Below are 14,454 nucleotides of genomic sequence, written 5' to 3'. Positions count from 1 at the left end.
GTTCGGGGGAGGCCGCCATTATGGCAGAGCGCCTCCGGCGGCAGCGGGGCTAAGCTTGTCAAATCGTGTCCTGGCGGGCTTTGAAATAGGCGAGCAGGCGGCGCGGCAGCCAGCCGGTGTCGCCCGGCCAGGGCGCGGCGAGGAAGCCGACGTGGCCACCGCTTGCCGGGCGTTCGAAGTGGATGGCGGACGACAGGTCGGTGGCCTCTGGCTGGGCGGCCGGTGGTACGAAGGGGTCGTTGGCGGCGAGCAGCAGCAATGTTGGCAGGCGCACTGCCCGCAGCCAGGGTTTGCTGGAGGCGCGCAGCCAGTAGTCGTCGGCGCCGGCGAAGCCATGCACCGGGCCGGTGTAGATGTCGTCGAAGTCGAACAGGGTGGCTGCGCGGCGCAGGCGGGCGGCGTCGAACAGTTCCGGTGCGGCGGCCAGCTTGGCCTGTGCCTTGAGCTTCAGCGTGGCGAGGAAGTGCCGGGTATAGACGCGGTTGAAGCCGGTGGCGAGATGGCGGCCGGAGATGGCGAGGTCCAGCGGCGGGCAAATGGCGGCGGCGCTGGCGAGCAGGTTTGACGCGGCGTGCTCCCGCTCGCCCAGCCATTTCAGCAGCGCATTGCCGCCCAGGGAGACGCCGGCTGCATGCAGCGGTGCGCCGCTGGCGCTCAGGTGCAGGCGCCGCAGTATCCAGTCGATTTCCTCGCTGTCGCCGGAATGGTAGGCGCGGGCCAGCCGGTTGGGTTCGCCAGAGCAGCCGCGGAAATGCGGGATCACGCCGCGCCAGCCTTGGGCGGCCAGCGCGCGCATCAGGCCGATGGCGTAGTGGGACTGGCTGGAGCCTTCGAGGCCGTGGAACAGTACGACCAGCGGGGCGTCTGCCGGGCCGTCCAGCCAGTCGAGGTCGATGAAGTCGCCGTCCGGCGTGTTCCAGCGCTCGCGCCGGTAGGGCGGGGCGATGCCCTTGCGGGTCAGCGGCCAGATGGTCTGCAGGTGCGGGCCGGGCAGCCACCAGGGCGCGCGATAGTCGCCGGCCGCGGGCATGGCCGGATCTTTGTGTGCCACCGGAAGCGGGGCGGGCTGCGAGGGTGGGCTTGCGGCAGGGCGCACGGGCGGTCCGGCCGCGGTCGGCTAGTGGACGACGTGGGGCGTCAGCTGGGCAGCCAGCTGATTGATGTCCGGCGTGGTGGAGGCGTGGTGCATCACCATGCGCCAGCCCTGGGCGCCGCGGGCATAGACATTGGTGGCGACCACCGGGATGCCCAGCTCTTCTTCGCCGGCGGCGGTCATGTGCTCGACCACGTTGTGCACCGTCAGCAGCATGTTGGCGCTCACCACGTGGTGCGCCGTGCGGATGTTGCGGCGCTGGCCGCTGGCGAAGGCCAGGCGCCAGGATTCGCGCACTGCGGCGAGACCGACGTCGCGCGGACCGTCGGGATGCACGCAGACCACGTCTTCGTCCTCCGACCAGACCGCCATCATGGCTTCGAGGTCGGAGCGGGAGAGAGCATCGTAGAAGGCGGCCTCGACGTCGGCTGCCGAGGTGAAGATGGGCTTGCTCACAGGCGGAACGGCGGAGGGAAACGGGGAGACCAGGGCGGCCGGCGGCTCATCGCGCGGCTGCCCCTGCAGGCGTCGCGGGCCGGCCAGGCCGGGCCGCGACGGATCGTGTGCTCAGTGATGCCCGCTGGGGCGTTCGCCGGAGAACACGTACTGGGCACTGCAGTAGGGACAGACCGCCTTGCCTTCCTTCTGCACGTCCAGGAAGACGCGCGGGTGGCGGGCCCACAGCGGCGCGCCCGGTTGCGGGCAGTGCAGCGGCAGGTCATGGGCGGTAACGGCGATGGGCTGGGCCTTGTCGGTGTTGTCAGCCATGACGGACATCCTCTCAGACGTAGGAAAGCCAGGGTTCGTATTCCGCCGCCTTGCCGCCGACGACGTCGAAGAAGCGCGCCTGGATCTTGGCGGTGATCGGACCGCGGCGGCCGGCGCCGATGGTGCGATTGTCCAGCTCGCGGATCGGGGTGACTTCGGCGGCGGTGCCGGTGAAGAAGGCTTCGTCGGCGATGTAGATGTCGTCGCGGGTCAGGCGGCGCGACTGCACGGTGTAGCCGAGTTCGGCGGCCAGGCGGATCACGGTGTCGCGGGTGATGCCGGTGAGGGCGGAGGCGATTTCCGGTTCGTAGATCACGCCATCCTTGATCACGAACAGGTTCTCGCCGGCACCTTCGGCGACGAAACCCTGGGTGTCCAGCAGCAGCGCTTCGTCGTAGCCGTCCTGGGTGGCTTCCAGGTTGGCCAGGATGGAGTTGGCGTAGGTGCTGGCGAGCTTGGCGCGCGGCATGGTGACGTTCACATGCTGGCGGGCGAAGGAGGAAGTCTTGATGCGGATGCCTTTCTCCAGGCCTTCCTCGCCCAGGTAGGCGCCCCACGGCCAGGCGGCGACGGCGACATGCACCGTGGAGCCGCGGGTGGAGATGCCCATCTTCTCCGAGCCGTAGAAGGCGATCGGACGCAGGTAGCAGGATTCCAGCTTGTTGGCGCGCACTACTTCCTTCTGCGCTTCCATCAGGACTTCCTTGGTGTAGGGAATGTCCATCATGTAGATCTTGCCGGAGTTGAGCAGACGCTGGGTGTGCTCGGCCAGGCGGAAGATCGCGGTGCCCTTGTCGGTCTTGTACGCGCGTACGCCCTCGAATACGGCCAGGCCGTAGTGCAGCGAGTGGGTGAGGACGTGGGTGGTTGCATCGCGCCACGGTACGAGTTTGCCGTCGTACCAGATGAAACCGTCGCGGTCAGCCATGGACATGATTGGGGTTCTCCACCAGGTGAAAGTTGTTGACGCCGGCCCGGCGGCCCCGGGCTGAATCGCGGAATTCTAGCGCAAAGCGGGCGCCGCGGCGTCGGCGCGCGGTGGCGGGAGAGAGTAAAATGCCGCCCTTTGCCCCAGGCCGCCTGCTCCATGGACCGTAGCTGGAAACCGAATGTCACCGTTGCCGCAGTGATCGAACGCGAGGGCCGCTTCCTGATGGTTGAAGAGGAGACCGCCGACGGTCTGCGCTTCAACCAGCCCGCCGGCCACCTGGAGGAGGGCGAGTCCCTGATCGAGGCCGCCGTGCGCGAGACGCTGGAGGAAACCGCTCACCGCTTCGTGCCGGAATACCTGGTGGGCATCTACCAGTGGCCGCGGCCCCAGGGCGACATCACCTACCTGCGCTTCGCCTTCGGCGGCGCGGTGGGAGAGCTGGTGGCCGGGCGGGCGCTGGACGAGGGCATCGTGCGCGCGGTATGGATGAGCGCGGACGAACTGCGCGCCAGCCAGGCGCGCCACCGCAGTCCGCTGATCCTGCAGTGCGTGGACGACTGGCTGGCCGGCCGGCGCTACGGCCTGGAGCTGCTGCGTCACTACGCCGCCTGAGGATGCGCGGCCTCATCCTGTTTCTGCTGGCGGCTCTGGCGGGCCTGGCGCATGCCCAGGGCGCGGTCACTTCCGTGTGCTACAACTACGGCTGTGCCAGCGAAGGGCTGGTGGTGATAGACCCGGCGCGGCTGGCGCGGGCGAGCGACACCCTGGCGCTGGCGCACGACGCGGCGGGCGAGCGCGATGCCATCGCCCATGTGATCGGCGATTTCTACCGCATCGCCGGCGAGCAGACCCCGGTGCGGGCGGATCGCGGCGGCAATTTCGCCGACCAGGGCGTGGAAGGGCGGATGGACTGCATAGACCACTCCACCTCCACCACCCGCTTGCTGCACCTGCTGGAAGAGCGCGGCTGGCTGCGCTTCCACCGGGTGGAGGCGCCGGCCCGCCGCAGCCGGGTGCTGTTCCAGCATTTTTCCGCGGTGATAGAAGAGGTCGACGCGCCGCCGCACGAAGCCGTGGCGTTGGCCCCGGAACCGGAGCCCATGCCGGTGCCGGACTACATGGCGGTGATGCTGGCGCAGTGCGACTGCGCCGAAGTGCTGCAGGACCTGCGGCCGGCTGCGGCGGCATCCGCTGCCGTGCAGGAGGAGGCGCCGCCCGCCGGCCAGCCGGGCGCCCGCTTCGCGGTCGACAGCTGGTTCGTCGACAACGGCGAGCCGGCGGTGGTGTTGCCGTTGGCCGATTGGCTTGATGGAGAAGGACCGAATGTCCAGTAAGAACGATCCCGCCGGGATGAAGGTTGTCGTCGGCATGTCCGGCGGCGTCGACTCCGCCGTCACCGCCCTGCTGCTCAAGCGCCAGGGCTACCAGGTGACCGGCCTGTTCATGAAGAACTGGGAGGACGACGACGATTCCGAATACTGTTCCACCCGCCAGGACCTGGTGGACGTCGCCTCGGTGTGCGACGTCATCGGCGTCGACCTGGAAGTGGTGAACTTCAGCAAGGAATACAAGGACAGGGTATTCGCCGACTTCCTCGCCGAGTACGAGGCCGGCCGCACGCCCAACCCGGACATCCTCTGTAATTCCGAGATCAAGTTCCGCTGCTTCCTCGACCACGCCATGCAGCTGGGCGCCGAGCGCATCGCCACCGGCCACTACGCCCAGGTGCGCGAATGGAACAACGACGGCCGTACCGAATTCCAGCTGCTGAAGGCGGAAGACGGCACCAAGGACCAGAGCTACTTCCTCTACCGCCTCAACCAGGAACAGCTGGCAAAGACGCTGTTCCCGCTGGGTTCGCTGTACAAGCGCGAGGTGCGCCGCATTGCCGCCGATGCCGGCCTGCACGTGGCCGGCAAAAAGGACTCCACCGGCATCTGCTTCATCGGCGAGCGCCCTTTCCGCGAATTCCTGATGCGCTACCTGCCGACCCAGCCGGGCGAGATCCGCGGCCTGGACGACGGCCGGGTGCTGGGCGAGCACCAGGGCCTGATGTACCACACCATAGGCCAGCGCAAGGGGCTGCACATCGGAGGCATCAAGGGCAACCAGGACGAGGCCGGCGAGCACGACGCCTGGTACGTGGCGCAGAAGGATGTGAAGGCCAACGTGCTCTACGTGGTGCAGGGCCACGACCATCCGGCGCTGCTGAAGGAGCGGCTGGTGGCCACCGAGCTGAACTGGATCGCCGGCCGCGCTCCGCACACCCACTGGGTGTACACCGCCAAGCCGCGCTACCGCACGCCGGACATGCCCTGCGAGATCGACAGCGTGGCCGGCGGCCGTGCCGAGATCGCCTTCGCCCAGCCGCAGTGGGCGCTCACGCCGGGGCAGAGCGTGGTGGTCTACGAATCCCGCGTCTGCCTGGGCGGCGGCATCATCGCCTGAGTTCGGCCTCGGCAGCGGTGCTGCGCCAGCCGGGCCGCCACTCCGGGCCGAGGACGAAGCCCGCCACCCAGGCGGGCACGGCCGCCGCCGGCATCGGCCGGGCGATGCCGAAGCCCTGCACCGTATCGCAGCCCAGCGCGAGCAGGGCGCGGCCCTGTGCCGGGGTTTCCACGCCTTCGGCGATCACCGAGCGGTCGAAGGCGCCGGCCAGGCCCAGCACCCCCTCGACGATGGCCAGATCCTCTGGGTTGCCGAGCATGCCGGCGACGAAGGAGCGGTCTATCTTCAGCACCTTGGCGGGCAGCCGGCGCAGATAGGTGAGCGAGGAGTAGCCGGTGCCGAAGTCGTCCAGCGCGAAGCCCACGCCGTGGGCGGCGCAGCGGGCAATGTTGGCGCTAACGATGGCGATGTCCGCCAGCGCGGCGCTCTCCAGCACTTCCAGGGTCAGCGCGCTGGCGGCGAGTTGTGGATGCTGCCCCAGGCATTCGCCCAGCCAGTCCGGCAGTTCCGGCTGCTGCAGCGTGCGGGCGGAGACGTTAACGCTCACCGCCATTTCCAGCCCCTGGCGCCGCCAGGCCGCCATCTGCGCCAGCGCGCTTTCCACCACCCAGCGGTCTATCGCCTCGCTCAGCTCGGTGCCTTCGGTGGCCGGCAGGAAATGGGCCGGACCGAGCAAGCCTTCGACTGGATGCTGCCAGCGGATCAGCGCCTCCACGCCCACCACCCGGCCATCCCGCAGCCCCACCTTGGGCTGGTAATGCAGGCACAGCTCCTGTTCTTCCAGCGCGGCGGCAATGCGCTTGTACAGCGCCTGGTTGGCCTGGGCGAGCTGGTCCTGGGCGGCGTCGAACAGGTGGTAGGTGGAGCGGCCCAGCTGCTTGGCGCGGTACATCGCCTGGTCGGCGTGGCGCAGCAGGATATCGGGCGGGGCATCGTCGTCCGGGAAGATGGTGGCGCCCAGGCTGGCGCTGACGTGCAGGGTGAGCTCGCCGACGTGCACCGGCTCGGCAACCGCCCTCAGGATGCGGGCGAGCAGCTGTTCCACGTCTTCCGCCGACCCCAGGCCGGTGAGCAGCAGGATGAATTCGTCGCCGCCCAGCCGGGCGACGGTGTCGCCATCGCGCACCGCGGCGGCCAGGCGGTCGGCGATCTGTACCAGCAGGCGGTCGCCCACATGGTGGCCGTGCTTGTCGTTGATCGGCTTGAAGCCGTCCAGGTCCAGGTAGCCGACCACCGCCATGCTGCCTTCCGCGCGGGCGCTGGCGAGCAGGCGGTCCAGCCGGCTGTGCAGCAGGGTGCGGTTGGGCAGGCGGGTGAGCGGGTCGTAATGGGCGAGCTGTTCCAGCCGCTGCTGGCTCTCCTTGAGCGCGGTGACGTCGGAGAACACGGTGACGTAGTGGGTCGGCTCGCCCTGCGGGCCGCGCACCGCGCTCACCGAGATCTGCCGCAGGCAGGCCTCGCCGTTGCGGTGGCGGGCGCTGAGCTCGCCCTGCCAGGCGCCGGTGGTCTGTACCGCGGCGATCATTTCAGCGTACTCGGCCGGGTCGCCCACCGGCAGCATCAGCGGCCGGGCCGGCTTGCCGAGCACCGCCCCGGCTTCGAAGCCGGTGAGGGTGGTGAAGGCGCGGTTAACGTCCAGCACCGTGCCGTCCTTGTCCACGATGAGGATGCCGTCGTGGCTGTTGGCGAACACGCTGGCCGCCAGCCGCAGCTGGGTTTCCGCCTCCCGGCGGTACTGGACGTCGCGGGCGACGCCGACGATGCCGAGCACCCGGCCATCGGCGTCCACCACCGGCGCCTTGATGGTTTCGTAGGCCACTGGCTGGCCGTCGGCATCGCAGACGCATTGTTCCTCGACGACCACATGGCGGCCCTGCATGGTGGAGTGGTCGTGGCTGCGGTAGCCGCGGGCGGTCTCGGCGCCGAACAGGGCGGCATCGTTGCTGCCGATGATTTCCGCCGCCGGCCTGCGCGCCACCCGGCTGAAGGCGCTGTTGCAGCCGCGGTAGATGCCTTCGGCGTCCTTGAAGAAGATCAGGTCCGGGATCGCATCCACCAGCGCGCGCAACTGCCCCTGGCTGGCCTCCAGCGCGCGGCGGGTGTGCAGCTGCGAGAAGCCGGGCCGCAACAGCCCGAGCAGCGCCCCGGATACGGTGGCGAGCAGCGCGCCGTCCGCCTCGTCGGCGCGGGCGGATGGCAGGAGCAGGGCGAGCACGCCCAGGCAGCGGCCTGCGTCATCCTGTATCGGCCAGGCATGGCAGCGCTGCGGCTCCTCCGCGTTCGCCAGCCGTGCCGCGGCCGGCCAGGGGGAGCTCGCCGCCTGGCCGCTGGCGGCTAGGGCACAGGGCGCGCCGGCGGCGGCCAGCGCGGCGGTTTCGTCCGCGCCGAGCGAGGGGGCGGCGAGTGTGGCGAGTTCGCCCTCGTTTGCCGAGAACAGGGCGGCGCGGGCTTCCGGCAGGCAGTGTTCCGCCAGCGCGGCGATGGCGCCGGCCAGGGCGCTCAGGCTGGATGCGCCGGCGGCGATCCCGGCCAGCAGGCGGCGTTCGCCGGCGGCGAGGCGTTCCAGGGCGGCCGTGGCGCCTTCGTCCAGCAGCAGGGCGGCCGGGGTGTCATGCGGGAGCTGGCGGGCACAGGCGGCGACGAGATCGCTGGCGTAGAGCTCCCCCAGCAGTCTGCCGGCCGCGCTCTCCACCCGCAGCACCGCGGTGGCCGTGCGCAGCAGCTCGGCGGCCCGGGCCAGCGGCAGCGACGGCGGGATGGTGGCGGCGTGCGTTCGAGACGCGCACATGGGGGGCGGACGCTCCTGTCGGGTCGCGGCGCGGCTGGTGCGCTGGCGTTTCAGCTGCGGCAGCTGGCGGCGTGATTCTGGCGCACGCGGGCGGCGTAGTGCTCGCAGCGCTCGAAGTACTCGGCGGTGCTCTTGGGCATGGGGGTGCGGGCGCGGGTGATGTAGGTGACGAGGTCGCGGCCCTGCAGGATCAGGCGGTGACCGTCGGCCACCTCCTGTTGCTCCGAGGCGCAGGGCGGACAGGACAGCTGCGGCAGGAAGGCGCTGAGTTCCTCGGAGGCGACGACGAAGTCCGCCCACACGTCGAACACCATGGAGTCGGTGCGCAAGGTCTCGCACTTGACCTTGGCGGCGCCGACGAAGCGCTCGACCACCTCGGTCACGCCCTGGAAGGGGCGGTTGCCGGCGAAGGTGGCGGTCATGATGGCGCCGACGCGGTCGATGTCGCGCAGGGTCTGGGCGATCTTGATGTAGCGGCTCTCGTAGAAGGCTTCCACCGGAATGGAGAAGGCGCGGAAGGGCTCGCCCCACAACTCGTCGATGCCTTCCTCGCCGCTGCGATGCAGCACCATGCGGCCCAGGTGGAGCGCCTCCTGCAGGCAGACGCCGCATTCGCGCATCAGGGCGTTGTCCATGTCGATCTCCACGCCCAGCTCCTGCAACTCCACCAGCTTGGTGAAGATGTCGGTGGCGCGGTTGAACATGGCGCCGGCCAGCATCGCGCCCTTCACGCGCTTGCGTGCCGGGTCGGTTTCGCTCTCGTAAGCGCGGCGGGCATCGCCCAGGCGTTTGCCAGGGATGTTGATGCCGTGCTCGACGTGGTTGAACAGGCGTCGGGTGAGGGCCTGGATCAGCGTTTTCTTGGCCTGCAGCGAGTCCGCCGGCGGGTCGTAGGCTTTGATCCAGTAGCCGTCATAGAAGACGCGTTCAACGCCGTCTATGGTCTCTGTCGTACCGTTGGGTATAGATGCATTCATGGCAGCGTTCATTGCCGAAAAGCGAATACACGGGCGGCAAAGGATACGCCTGTTGTGCAGTGCAAAAGAAGGGGCTTTTGCACCACGATGTGGCGTGGCTCACGTAAAAAACCGGCCGTTCGTCGGAAAGCTCCGGCCGCCCGGTAGGGAGGCGAAGCCGCCCGCAGGGCGTGGCGGCCGGGACGGAGAAGGTCCGTGCGGGCGCGATCTGCGGCGAAAAAGAGGGGAAAAGACTGCGCCACGGAGGTTTGGTGGCGCCTATGTCGCGGCGGGAATGAGGGGCTATATCCTAAGTCTGAGCCAGGAGCGGACGCGCACCGGCCTGGTGCTCACGCCAGCTCGGCGGTGATGCTGGCGCGCAACACGGTCTGGGTTTCCCCGTCGCGGACGCGGTTGGAGAACCACCACAGGCCGCCTTTCTTGATCGTCCACTCGGCTTCGTGGCCGGCCAGCAGCAGCGAGGCGAGGCGGCCGAGGGCGGGCTGGTGGCCGACGATGAGCACCGCGCCGGAGGCGTCCGGCCAGCCGGCGGCGGCCAGCAGCTCGGCCACGCCCTGGTCGGGCGCCAGCGCCGGCACGATCTCGAAGTCCTCGCTGAAGGCGCTCGCGGTCTGGCGGGTCCGCACCGTGGGGCTGCAGAGGATGCGCAGCCGCTTGGGGCGGCGTTCTTCCAGCCAGGCGGCGACACGGCGCGCCTGCTTGAGGCCGCGTTCGGTGAGTTCGCGGGCGTGGTCGGGGGTGCCATCCACCGCTTCGGCGTGGCGCCAGAGAATCAGGTCCATGCGGTCTTCCGTGAAGGAGAGGGGCGGCAGTGTGGCCTCCGCGGATTGCAGCGGTGTGACGGCCGGGCTTTTCACCATGGCGTTTTTCCCCAGAGCAGGGTTTCGACTTCGCCCAGCGCCCGGCGGCGACGGCGGGTGTAGCGCGCACCTTGCCAGCCGAGGGCGAAGGCGGCGGCGCGCTGCAGGGCGGCGTCCTCGCCGGCCCATTGCTGCAGGCGGGCGCGGGCGGCTTCCATGTCGTGCAGGAAACCCAGGGTGTCTTGCGCGCGGTTGAGCGCATCCAGATAGCGCTTGGTGCGCCCGGTAGCGAACAGCGGGGCGAAGAACTCGGTGCCGTAGCGCAGGCGCTTGAGGGCGATGCGCAGCTTGTGCAGCTGGGCCGGGGTGAGCGCGCCGGCGGCCTGGTAGCGCCGCCGGGCCTTCTTGCGCAGGCGGGCGAGGCGCAGGCGGGCGAAGGCCTTGAGGGCCACCGCGTCCAGCAGGGCGCCTTCGGGCAGGCGCAGCAGGGCGATGCTGAACTCCAGCATGGCCAGGCCCTGGTCGGCGTCGGCCACATGTTCGATGGCGGCGGCCCGTGCCTGCTTGCGCCGGCGGTCGGCGAGGGCCAGCAAGGCGGGCAACTCCTCGCCGCCGAGCTCGTCCGCGCCGGCGGTGTCCTGCAGCGGGGCGAGGAAGTCGGCGTAGAGCACGTCGATGTCGCGGGCGTCGCCGTAGCGGTCGGCCAGTTCGGCCAGGCGTTCGTTCCAGGCGTCGGTGAATTCCGCCGGCAGCGCCGGGGCGAACAGCCGCAGCAGGGAGCGCAGCCGGCGCAGGGCGATGCGCAGTTGGTGGATGCACTCGGCGCAGGCGGTGTCGGTTGCTTCGGCGGCCCCGCTTTCATCTCCGGCGGGATGGGCGGCGAGGGCGGCCGCCGCCGCGGCGTTGGCTTGCCATTGGCGCAGGCAGCCGTGGGCGAGGTCGCGGAAGGCGGCGATGACGCCCTGGCGGGCTTCCAGCCGGGAAGGCTCGGCGCGCACCGCGGCCGGCGCCTGGTCGTGAAACAGGCGGTAGCCGCGCTCGGCCTTGGACAGGTCGGCCGGCATCAGCGGCAGGTCCCGCGCCAGGTCGCGGGCAAGTTCCAGCAGATCCAGCGGGTCGCCGGCCACCAGCTCCAGTTCGAGCTCGCAGATGGGGGCGCTGCGGCCGCCGGCCTCAATGGTGCCGGTGTCCAGCATCAGCAGGATGCGCACGCCTTCGCGCGGCGCGCAGGCGCGGGTGTCGCGGCGGAAGCGGGTGCTCAGCACCGGCACCAGCGCGTCGCGATGGTTTTCGAGCAGGCGGACCACGTCCGGGTTGTCGATGGCGCCGAAGTCGAAATTGCCGCCGTAGGGCTGCTCCCACTCCGGCCGCTGGGTGAGGCCGCCGGTGGAAAGGGCGGCGCATTTCACCGTCTGCAGCCAGCGCCGGCCTTCCTTGCGGGTGCGCAGGGCCACCTTGCGCGCCTTGAGCGCCAGGCCAGGGGTGTCGAAATAGACGTTGTCCAGCGTCTGCGCCTTGCCGACGCGCTCGGCGTTGGCGAACAGGGGGTGGCGGCGCAGCGCGGGCAGGGCGCGTTGCGGCAGAGAGAGCTTGAGTTCGATTTCCTGGCTCATTGGTTTTCTTCTGTGGCGCGGGGAAAGGAGGAGAAAACGGACCGGCTTCGGGGCGGGCCCCGGGCGCCAAAGGCGCCCTGGCAGGGCGGCGGGCAGCCGGGTGGCGGGCGGCGCCGGACGCCGCTGCGGGATAGCCCCATTCTAGTCGGGGCGCCCGGGCGGCGTCTTGCTCACCCGCCCGGGCGGGCGCCGGCGCCTCGATCGCGGCGGCCGTGGAGGCCGCCCGGCAGCTTCGAAGGCAGCGGGCGTGCCCGCCGGCGCCGCTTCAGCTTACTCGCCGAACACCTGCCGCCACAGGGCGATGACCGGCTCGCGCACGACGGCGACTTCGTCCGCCTCCACCCGCGAGGCCAGGCCGTTCAGGCGCTGGCGGTGCTGCAGGCGGCGCAGCTGGCGGTAGCTGTCGCCGCAGGCGGTGGCCAGCCCGGCGGGGATCAACCCCAGCTCGGCGGAGAGGCGCAGCAGGGAGATGTTGCCGAGGTTGGCGGTGAGCCGCGGGTGGTCGTGGGCGTAGCCCAGCACCAGGTACTGGATGAGGAATTCGACGTCCACCAGCCCGCCGGTGTCGTGCTTGAGGTCGAACAGCGGACTCTTGCCGGCATGGGCGTCGCGCATCTTGTGGCGCATCGCCAGCACTTCGGCGCGCAGCGCGTCGCGCTCGCGCGGCAGGCGCAGCACTTCGCCGCGGATGCGCTCGAAGGCCTCGCCCAGCGCCGGGTCGCCAGCGGAAAAGCGGGCGCGGGTGAGGGCCTGGTGTTCCCACACCCAGGCGGATTCCAGCTGGTACTGGCGGAAGGCTTCCAGCGAGCAGGCAATGAGGCCGGAGTCGCCGTTGGGACGCAGCCGCAGGTCGGTCTCGAACAGGATGCCGGCGGCGGTCTGGCTGGAGAGCCAGGTGTTGGTGCGCTGGGCGAGGCGGGAATAGACCTCGGCGGCTTCGGGGCTGTCGTCCTGGTAGAGGAAGACGAGGTCGAGGTCGGAGGCGTAGCCCAGCTCCTTGCCGCCCAGCTTGCCATAGGCGATGGCGGCGAACTGGGGCGCTTCGCGGTGGCGGATCTTGATCTTGCGCCAGCACAGCGGCAGGGTCAGCGCGACCATGATGTCGGCCAGCTCGGAGAGGTGGTCGGCCAGCTTTTCCACCGTGAGCAGGCCGGCGATGTCCTGGGTGAGCAGGCGGAATACCTGGGCGTGGTGCTGCTCGCGCATGAGGTCGAGCTGGCGCTCCATGTCCGGCTCGATGGCGTCCAGCTCGGCAGCGAGGCTGGCGCGGAAGGCGGGCCAGTCCGGCGCGGCTTCGAGGTTGCGGTCGTCCAGCAGCTCGTCGAGCAGGATGGGGTGGCGCACCAGGTATTGCGAGCCCCAGCGCGATGCGCCGACGAGGTCGGCCACCCGCTTCAGCGCCTGCGGGTACTGCTGCAGCAGCGCGAGGTAGGCGCCGCGGCCGGCGATGGACTCGATCAGGTCCAGGCAGCGGGCGAGGGTGTCGTCCGCATGGCGGCTGGCGGCGGCGGTTTCAATCACCCGCGGCATCAGCGCGTCCAGCCGGCTCTTGATGTGCTGCGGCAGCTGGCGGTAGCGCGAGCCGGTGTGGATGGCGGCCAGGCGGGCGGCGGCGGCGGCCGGGTCGGCGTAGCCGAGTTCGCCCAGGGTTTCGGCGGCCTGGGCGGGGTCGTCGGCGGCGGCCCACAGCGCGTCCAGGCTGTGGTCCTCCTCGCTGGGGTCGCCGAACACCGCGTCGAAATGGGTGCTGACGGCGGCGCGGTGGCGGCCGAGTTCGGCCAGCATCGCCTCCGGCGTGGCGTAGCCCATGGCGCGGGCGATGAGGGCGCGGTCGTCGTCGCCGGCGGGCAGGTCGTGGGTCTGGGCGTCGTCGAGGAACTGCAGGCGGTGCTCCAGCCGGCGCAGGAAGTCGTAGGCGGCGTCCAGCTGCTGCACCGTGTCGGCGCCGAGGATGCCGCGCTCGGCCAGGCGGGCGAGCACCTGCAGCGTGGGGCGGATCTGCAGGCCGCTGTCGCGGCCGCCGCGGATGAGCTGGAACACCTGGGCGATGAACTCGATTTCGCGGATGCCGCCGGGGCCGAGCTTGACGTTGTCGGCGCGGTCGCGGCGGCTCACCTCGCGGCGGATCTGCGCATGCAGCTCGCGCATGGCGTTGATGGCGCCGAAGTCCAGGTACTTGCGGAAGACGAAGGGGCGGGCGATCTGTTCCAGCTCGCGCCAGCGCTCGCCGGTGAGCACCCGCGCCTTGATCCAGGCGTAGCGCTCCCACTCCCGGCCCTGGGTGATGAAGTAGTTTTCCAGCATGTCGAAGCTGCCCACCAGCGGGCCGGAGTCGCCATTCGGGCGCAGCCGCATGTCCACCCGGAAGACCTGGCCGTGCTCGGTGACCTCGGCCAGTGCCTGGATGATCTGCTTGCCCAGCTTCTCGAAGAACTCGAAGTTGCTGATGACCTTCTTGCCGCCGGTGTCGCCGTCTTCCGGGTAGATGAAGATCAGGTCGATGTCGGAGGAAACGTTGAGCTCCCGCCCGCCCAGCTTGCCCATGCCGATGATGAGCAACTCCTGCTCCCAGCCGGTGGGCGACAGCGGCGCGCCGTAGCGCTGCAGCAGCGCGTCGCGCAGCACGTCGTGGGCGTGGCGGATGGCGACTTCGGCCAGCACCGTCATCGTCTCGGTGACTTCCGCCAGCGGCGCGCGGCCGTCCAGGTCGCGCACCGCCAGGTGGCACAGCACCCAGGTGCGCAGCTGGCGCAGGGTGGCGCGCAGCGCGGCTTCGTCCGCGCCGCGGGCGGCGATGAAGGCGCGCATCGCATCCGCGTCCAGCGGCGCGCCGGTGCTGCGCGCCAGCTCGGCGGCCAGCCAGGGGCGGCTCTCCAGCATGCGGGAGAGGAAGCGGGACAGGCCGGCGGCGTTGGAAAAATCGGGTGTGGTGTCGGGCATGGCGTGGCGGCTTGGGCGCGGCTGGTCGTGAGCAATGCCGGATGATACCGCGCCGCCCGGAGGGGCCGGCTGCGTGGGAAAGCGGCGGGCGAGAGG

The 14,454-nt window shown here is 70.4% G+C and carries 12 protein-coding genes; 3 read left to right on the top strand and 9 right to left on the bottom strand.

Going from position 1 to position 14,454, the window contains the following annotated elements; genetic code table 11:
- Nucleotides 1–58: 58 nt before the first annotated feature.
- From GRF61_RS20120 to GRF61_RS20105, 4 genes are all read right to left on the bottom strand, one after another.
- Nucleotides 59–1,030, bottom strand: coding sequence for a hydrolase (locus GRF61_RS20120; protein ID WP_169152409.1), 972 nt, complete (start codon nt 1,028–1,030; stop codon nt 59–61).
- A gap of 87 nt (nt 1,031–1,117) precedes the next feature.
- A complete protein-coding gene (locus GRF61_RS20115; RefSeq protein WP_169152408.1) occupies nt 1,118–1,549 on the bottom strand; it encodes a nuclear transport factor 2 family protein in 432 nt (143 codons plus the stop codon).
- A 111-nt stretch (nt 1,550–1,660) separates the two neighbouring features.
- A complete protein-coding gene (locus GRF61_RS20110; protein WP_169152407.1) occupies nt 1,661–1,861 on the bottom strand; it encodes a zinc-finger domain-containing protein in 201 nt (66 codons plus the stop codon).
- Nucleotides 1,862–1,874: 13 nt separating this feature from the next.
- Nucleotides 1,875–2,795: a branched-chain amino acid transaminase gene (locus tag GRF61_RS20105; protein WP_169152406.1), complete on the bottom strand. Its 921-nt coding sequence runs from the start codon at nt 2,793–2,795 to the stop codon at nt 1,875–1,877.
- Between the two features lie 153 nt (nt 2,796–2,948).
- On the opposite strand from GRF61_RS20105, the gene GRF61_RS20100 reads away from it, so the two are divergent.
- The 3 genes from GRF61_RS20100 to mnmA are packed head-to-tail and all read left to right on the top strand — an operon-like array spanning nt 2,949 to nt 5,240.
- Nucleotides 2,949–3,404: an NUDIX hydrolase gene (locus GRF61_RS20100; protein WP_169152405.1), complete on the top strand. Its 456-nt coding sequence runs from the start codon at nt 2,949–2,951 to the stop codon at nt 3,402–3,404.
- Nucleotides 3,405–3,406: 2 nt separating this feature from the next.
- The gene (locus GRF61_RS20095; protein WP_169152404.1) at nt 3,407–4,126 is read left to right on the top strand and encodes a hypothetical protein; all 720 of its coding nucleotides are present in this window, start codon (nt 3,407–3,409) and stop codon (nt 4,124–4,126) included.
- A 16-nt stretch (nt 4,127–4,142) separates the two neighbouring features.
- Nucleotides 4,143–5,240, top strand: a complete 1,098-nt coding sequence (mnmA, locus tag GRF61_RS20090) for a tRNA 2-thiouridine(34) synthase MnmA (protein WP_169152410.1) — start codon at nt 4,143–4,145, stop codon at nt 5,238–5,240.
- Here mnmA and GRF61_RS20085 read toward each other — a convergent pair.
- The 5 genes from GRF61_RS20085 to glnE form a co-directional block, all read right to left on the bottom strand.
- Entirely contained in the window at nt 5,230–8,028 is a 2,799-nt protein-coding gene (locus GRF61_RS20085) for a GGDEF and EAL domain-containing protein (RefSeq protein WP_169152403.1), read from the bottom strand. The genes mnmA and GRF61_RS20085 overlap by 11 nt on opposite strands.
- A gap of 50 nt (nt 8,029–8,078) precedes the next feature.
- On the bottom strand, nt 8,079–9,005 hold the full coding sequence (locus GRF61_RS20080; RefSeq protein WP_169152402.1) for a hypothetical protein: 927 nt from the start codon (nt 9,003–9,005) through the stop codon (nt 8,079–8,081).
- 329 nt (nt 9,006–9,334) lie between these two features.
- Entirely contained in the window at nt 9,335–9,787 is a 453-nt protein-coding gene (locus tag GRF61_RS20075; protein ID WP_169152401.1) for a histidine phosphatase family protein, read from the bottom strand.
- 71 nt (nt 9,788–9,858) lie between these two features.
- Nucleotides 9,859–11,418 (bottom strand): CYTH and CHAD domain-containing protein, encoded by a 1,560-nt coding sequence (locus GRF61_RS20070; protein ID WP_169152400.1) that lies wholly within the window; start codon nt 11,416–11,418, stop codon nt 9,859–9,861.
- A gap of 270 nt (nt 11,419–11,688) precedes the next feature.
- Entirely contained in the window at nt 11,689–14,358 is a 2,670-nt protein-coding gene (gene glnE / locus GRF61_RS20065; protein ID WP_169152399.1) for a bifunctional [glutamate--ammonia ligase]-adenylyl-L-tyrosine phosphorylase/[glutamate--ammonia-ligase] adenylyltransferase, read from the bottom strand.
- Nucleotides 14,359–14,454 lie beyond the last annotated feature (96 nt).

Origin of the sequence: Azoarcus sp. TTM-91 (assembly GCF_012911025.1) — a bacterium.
Lineage (GTDB): Bacteria > Pseudomonadota > Gammaproteobacteria > Burkholderiales > Rhodocyclaceae > Azoarcus.
Note: the sequence above shows the minus strand (reverse complement) of the source record. Positions and strands in the feature narration are given on the sequence as shown.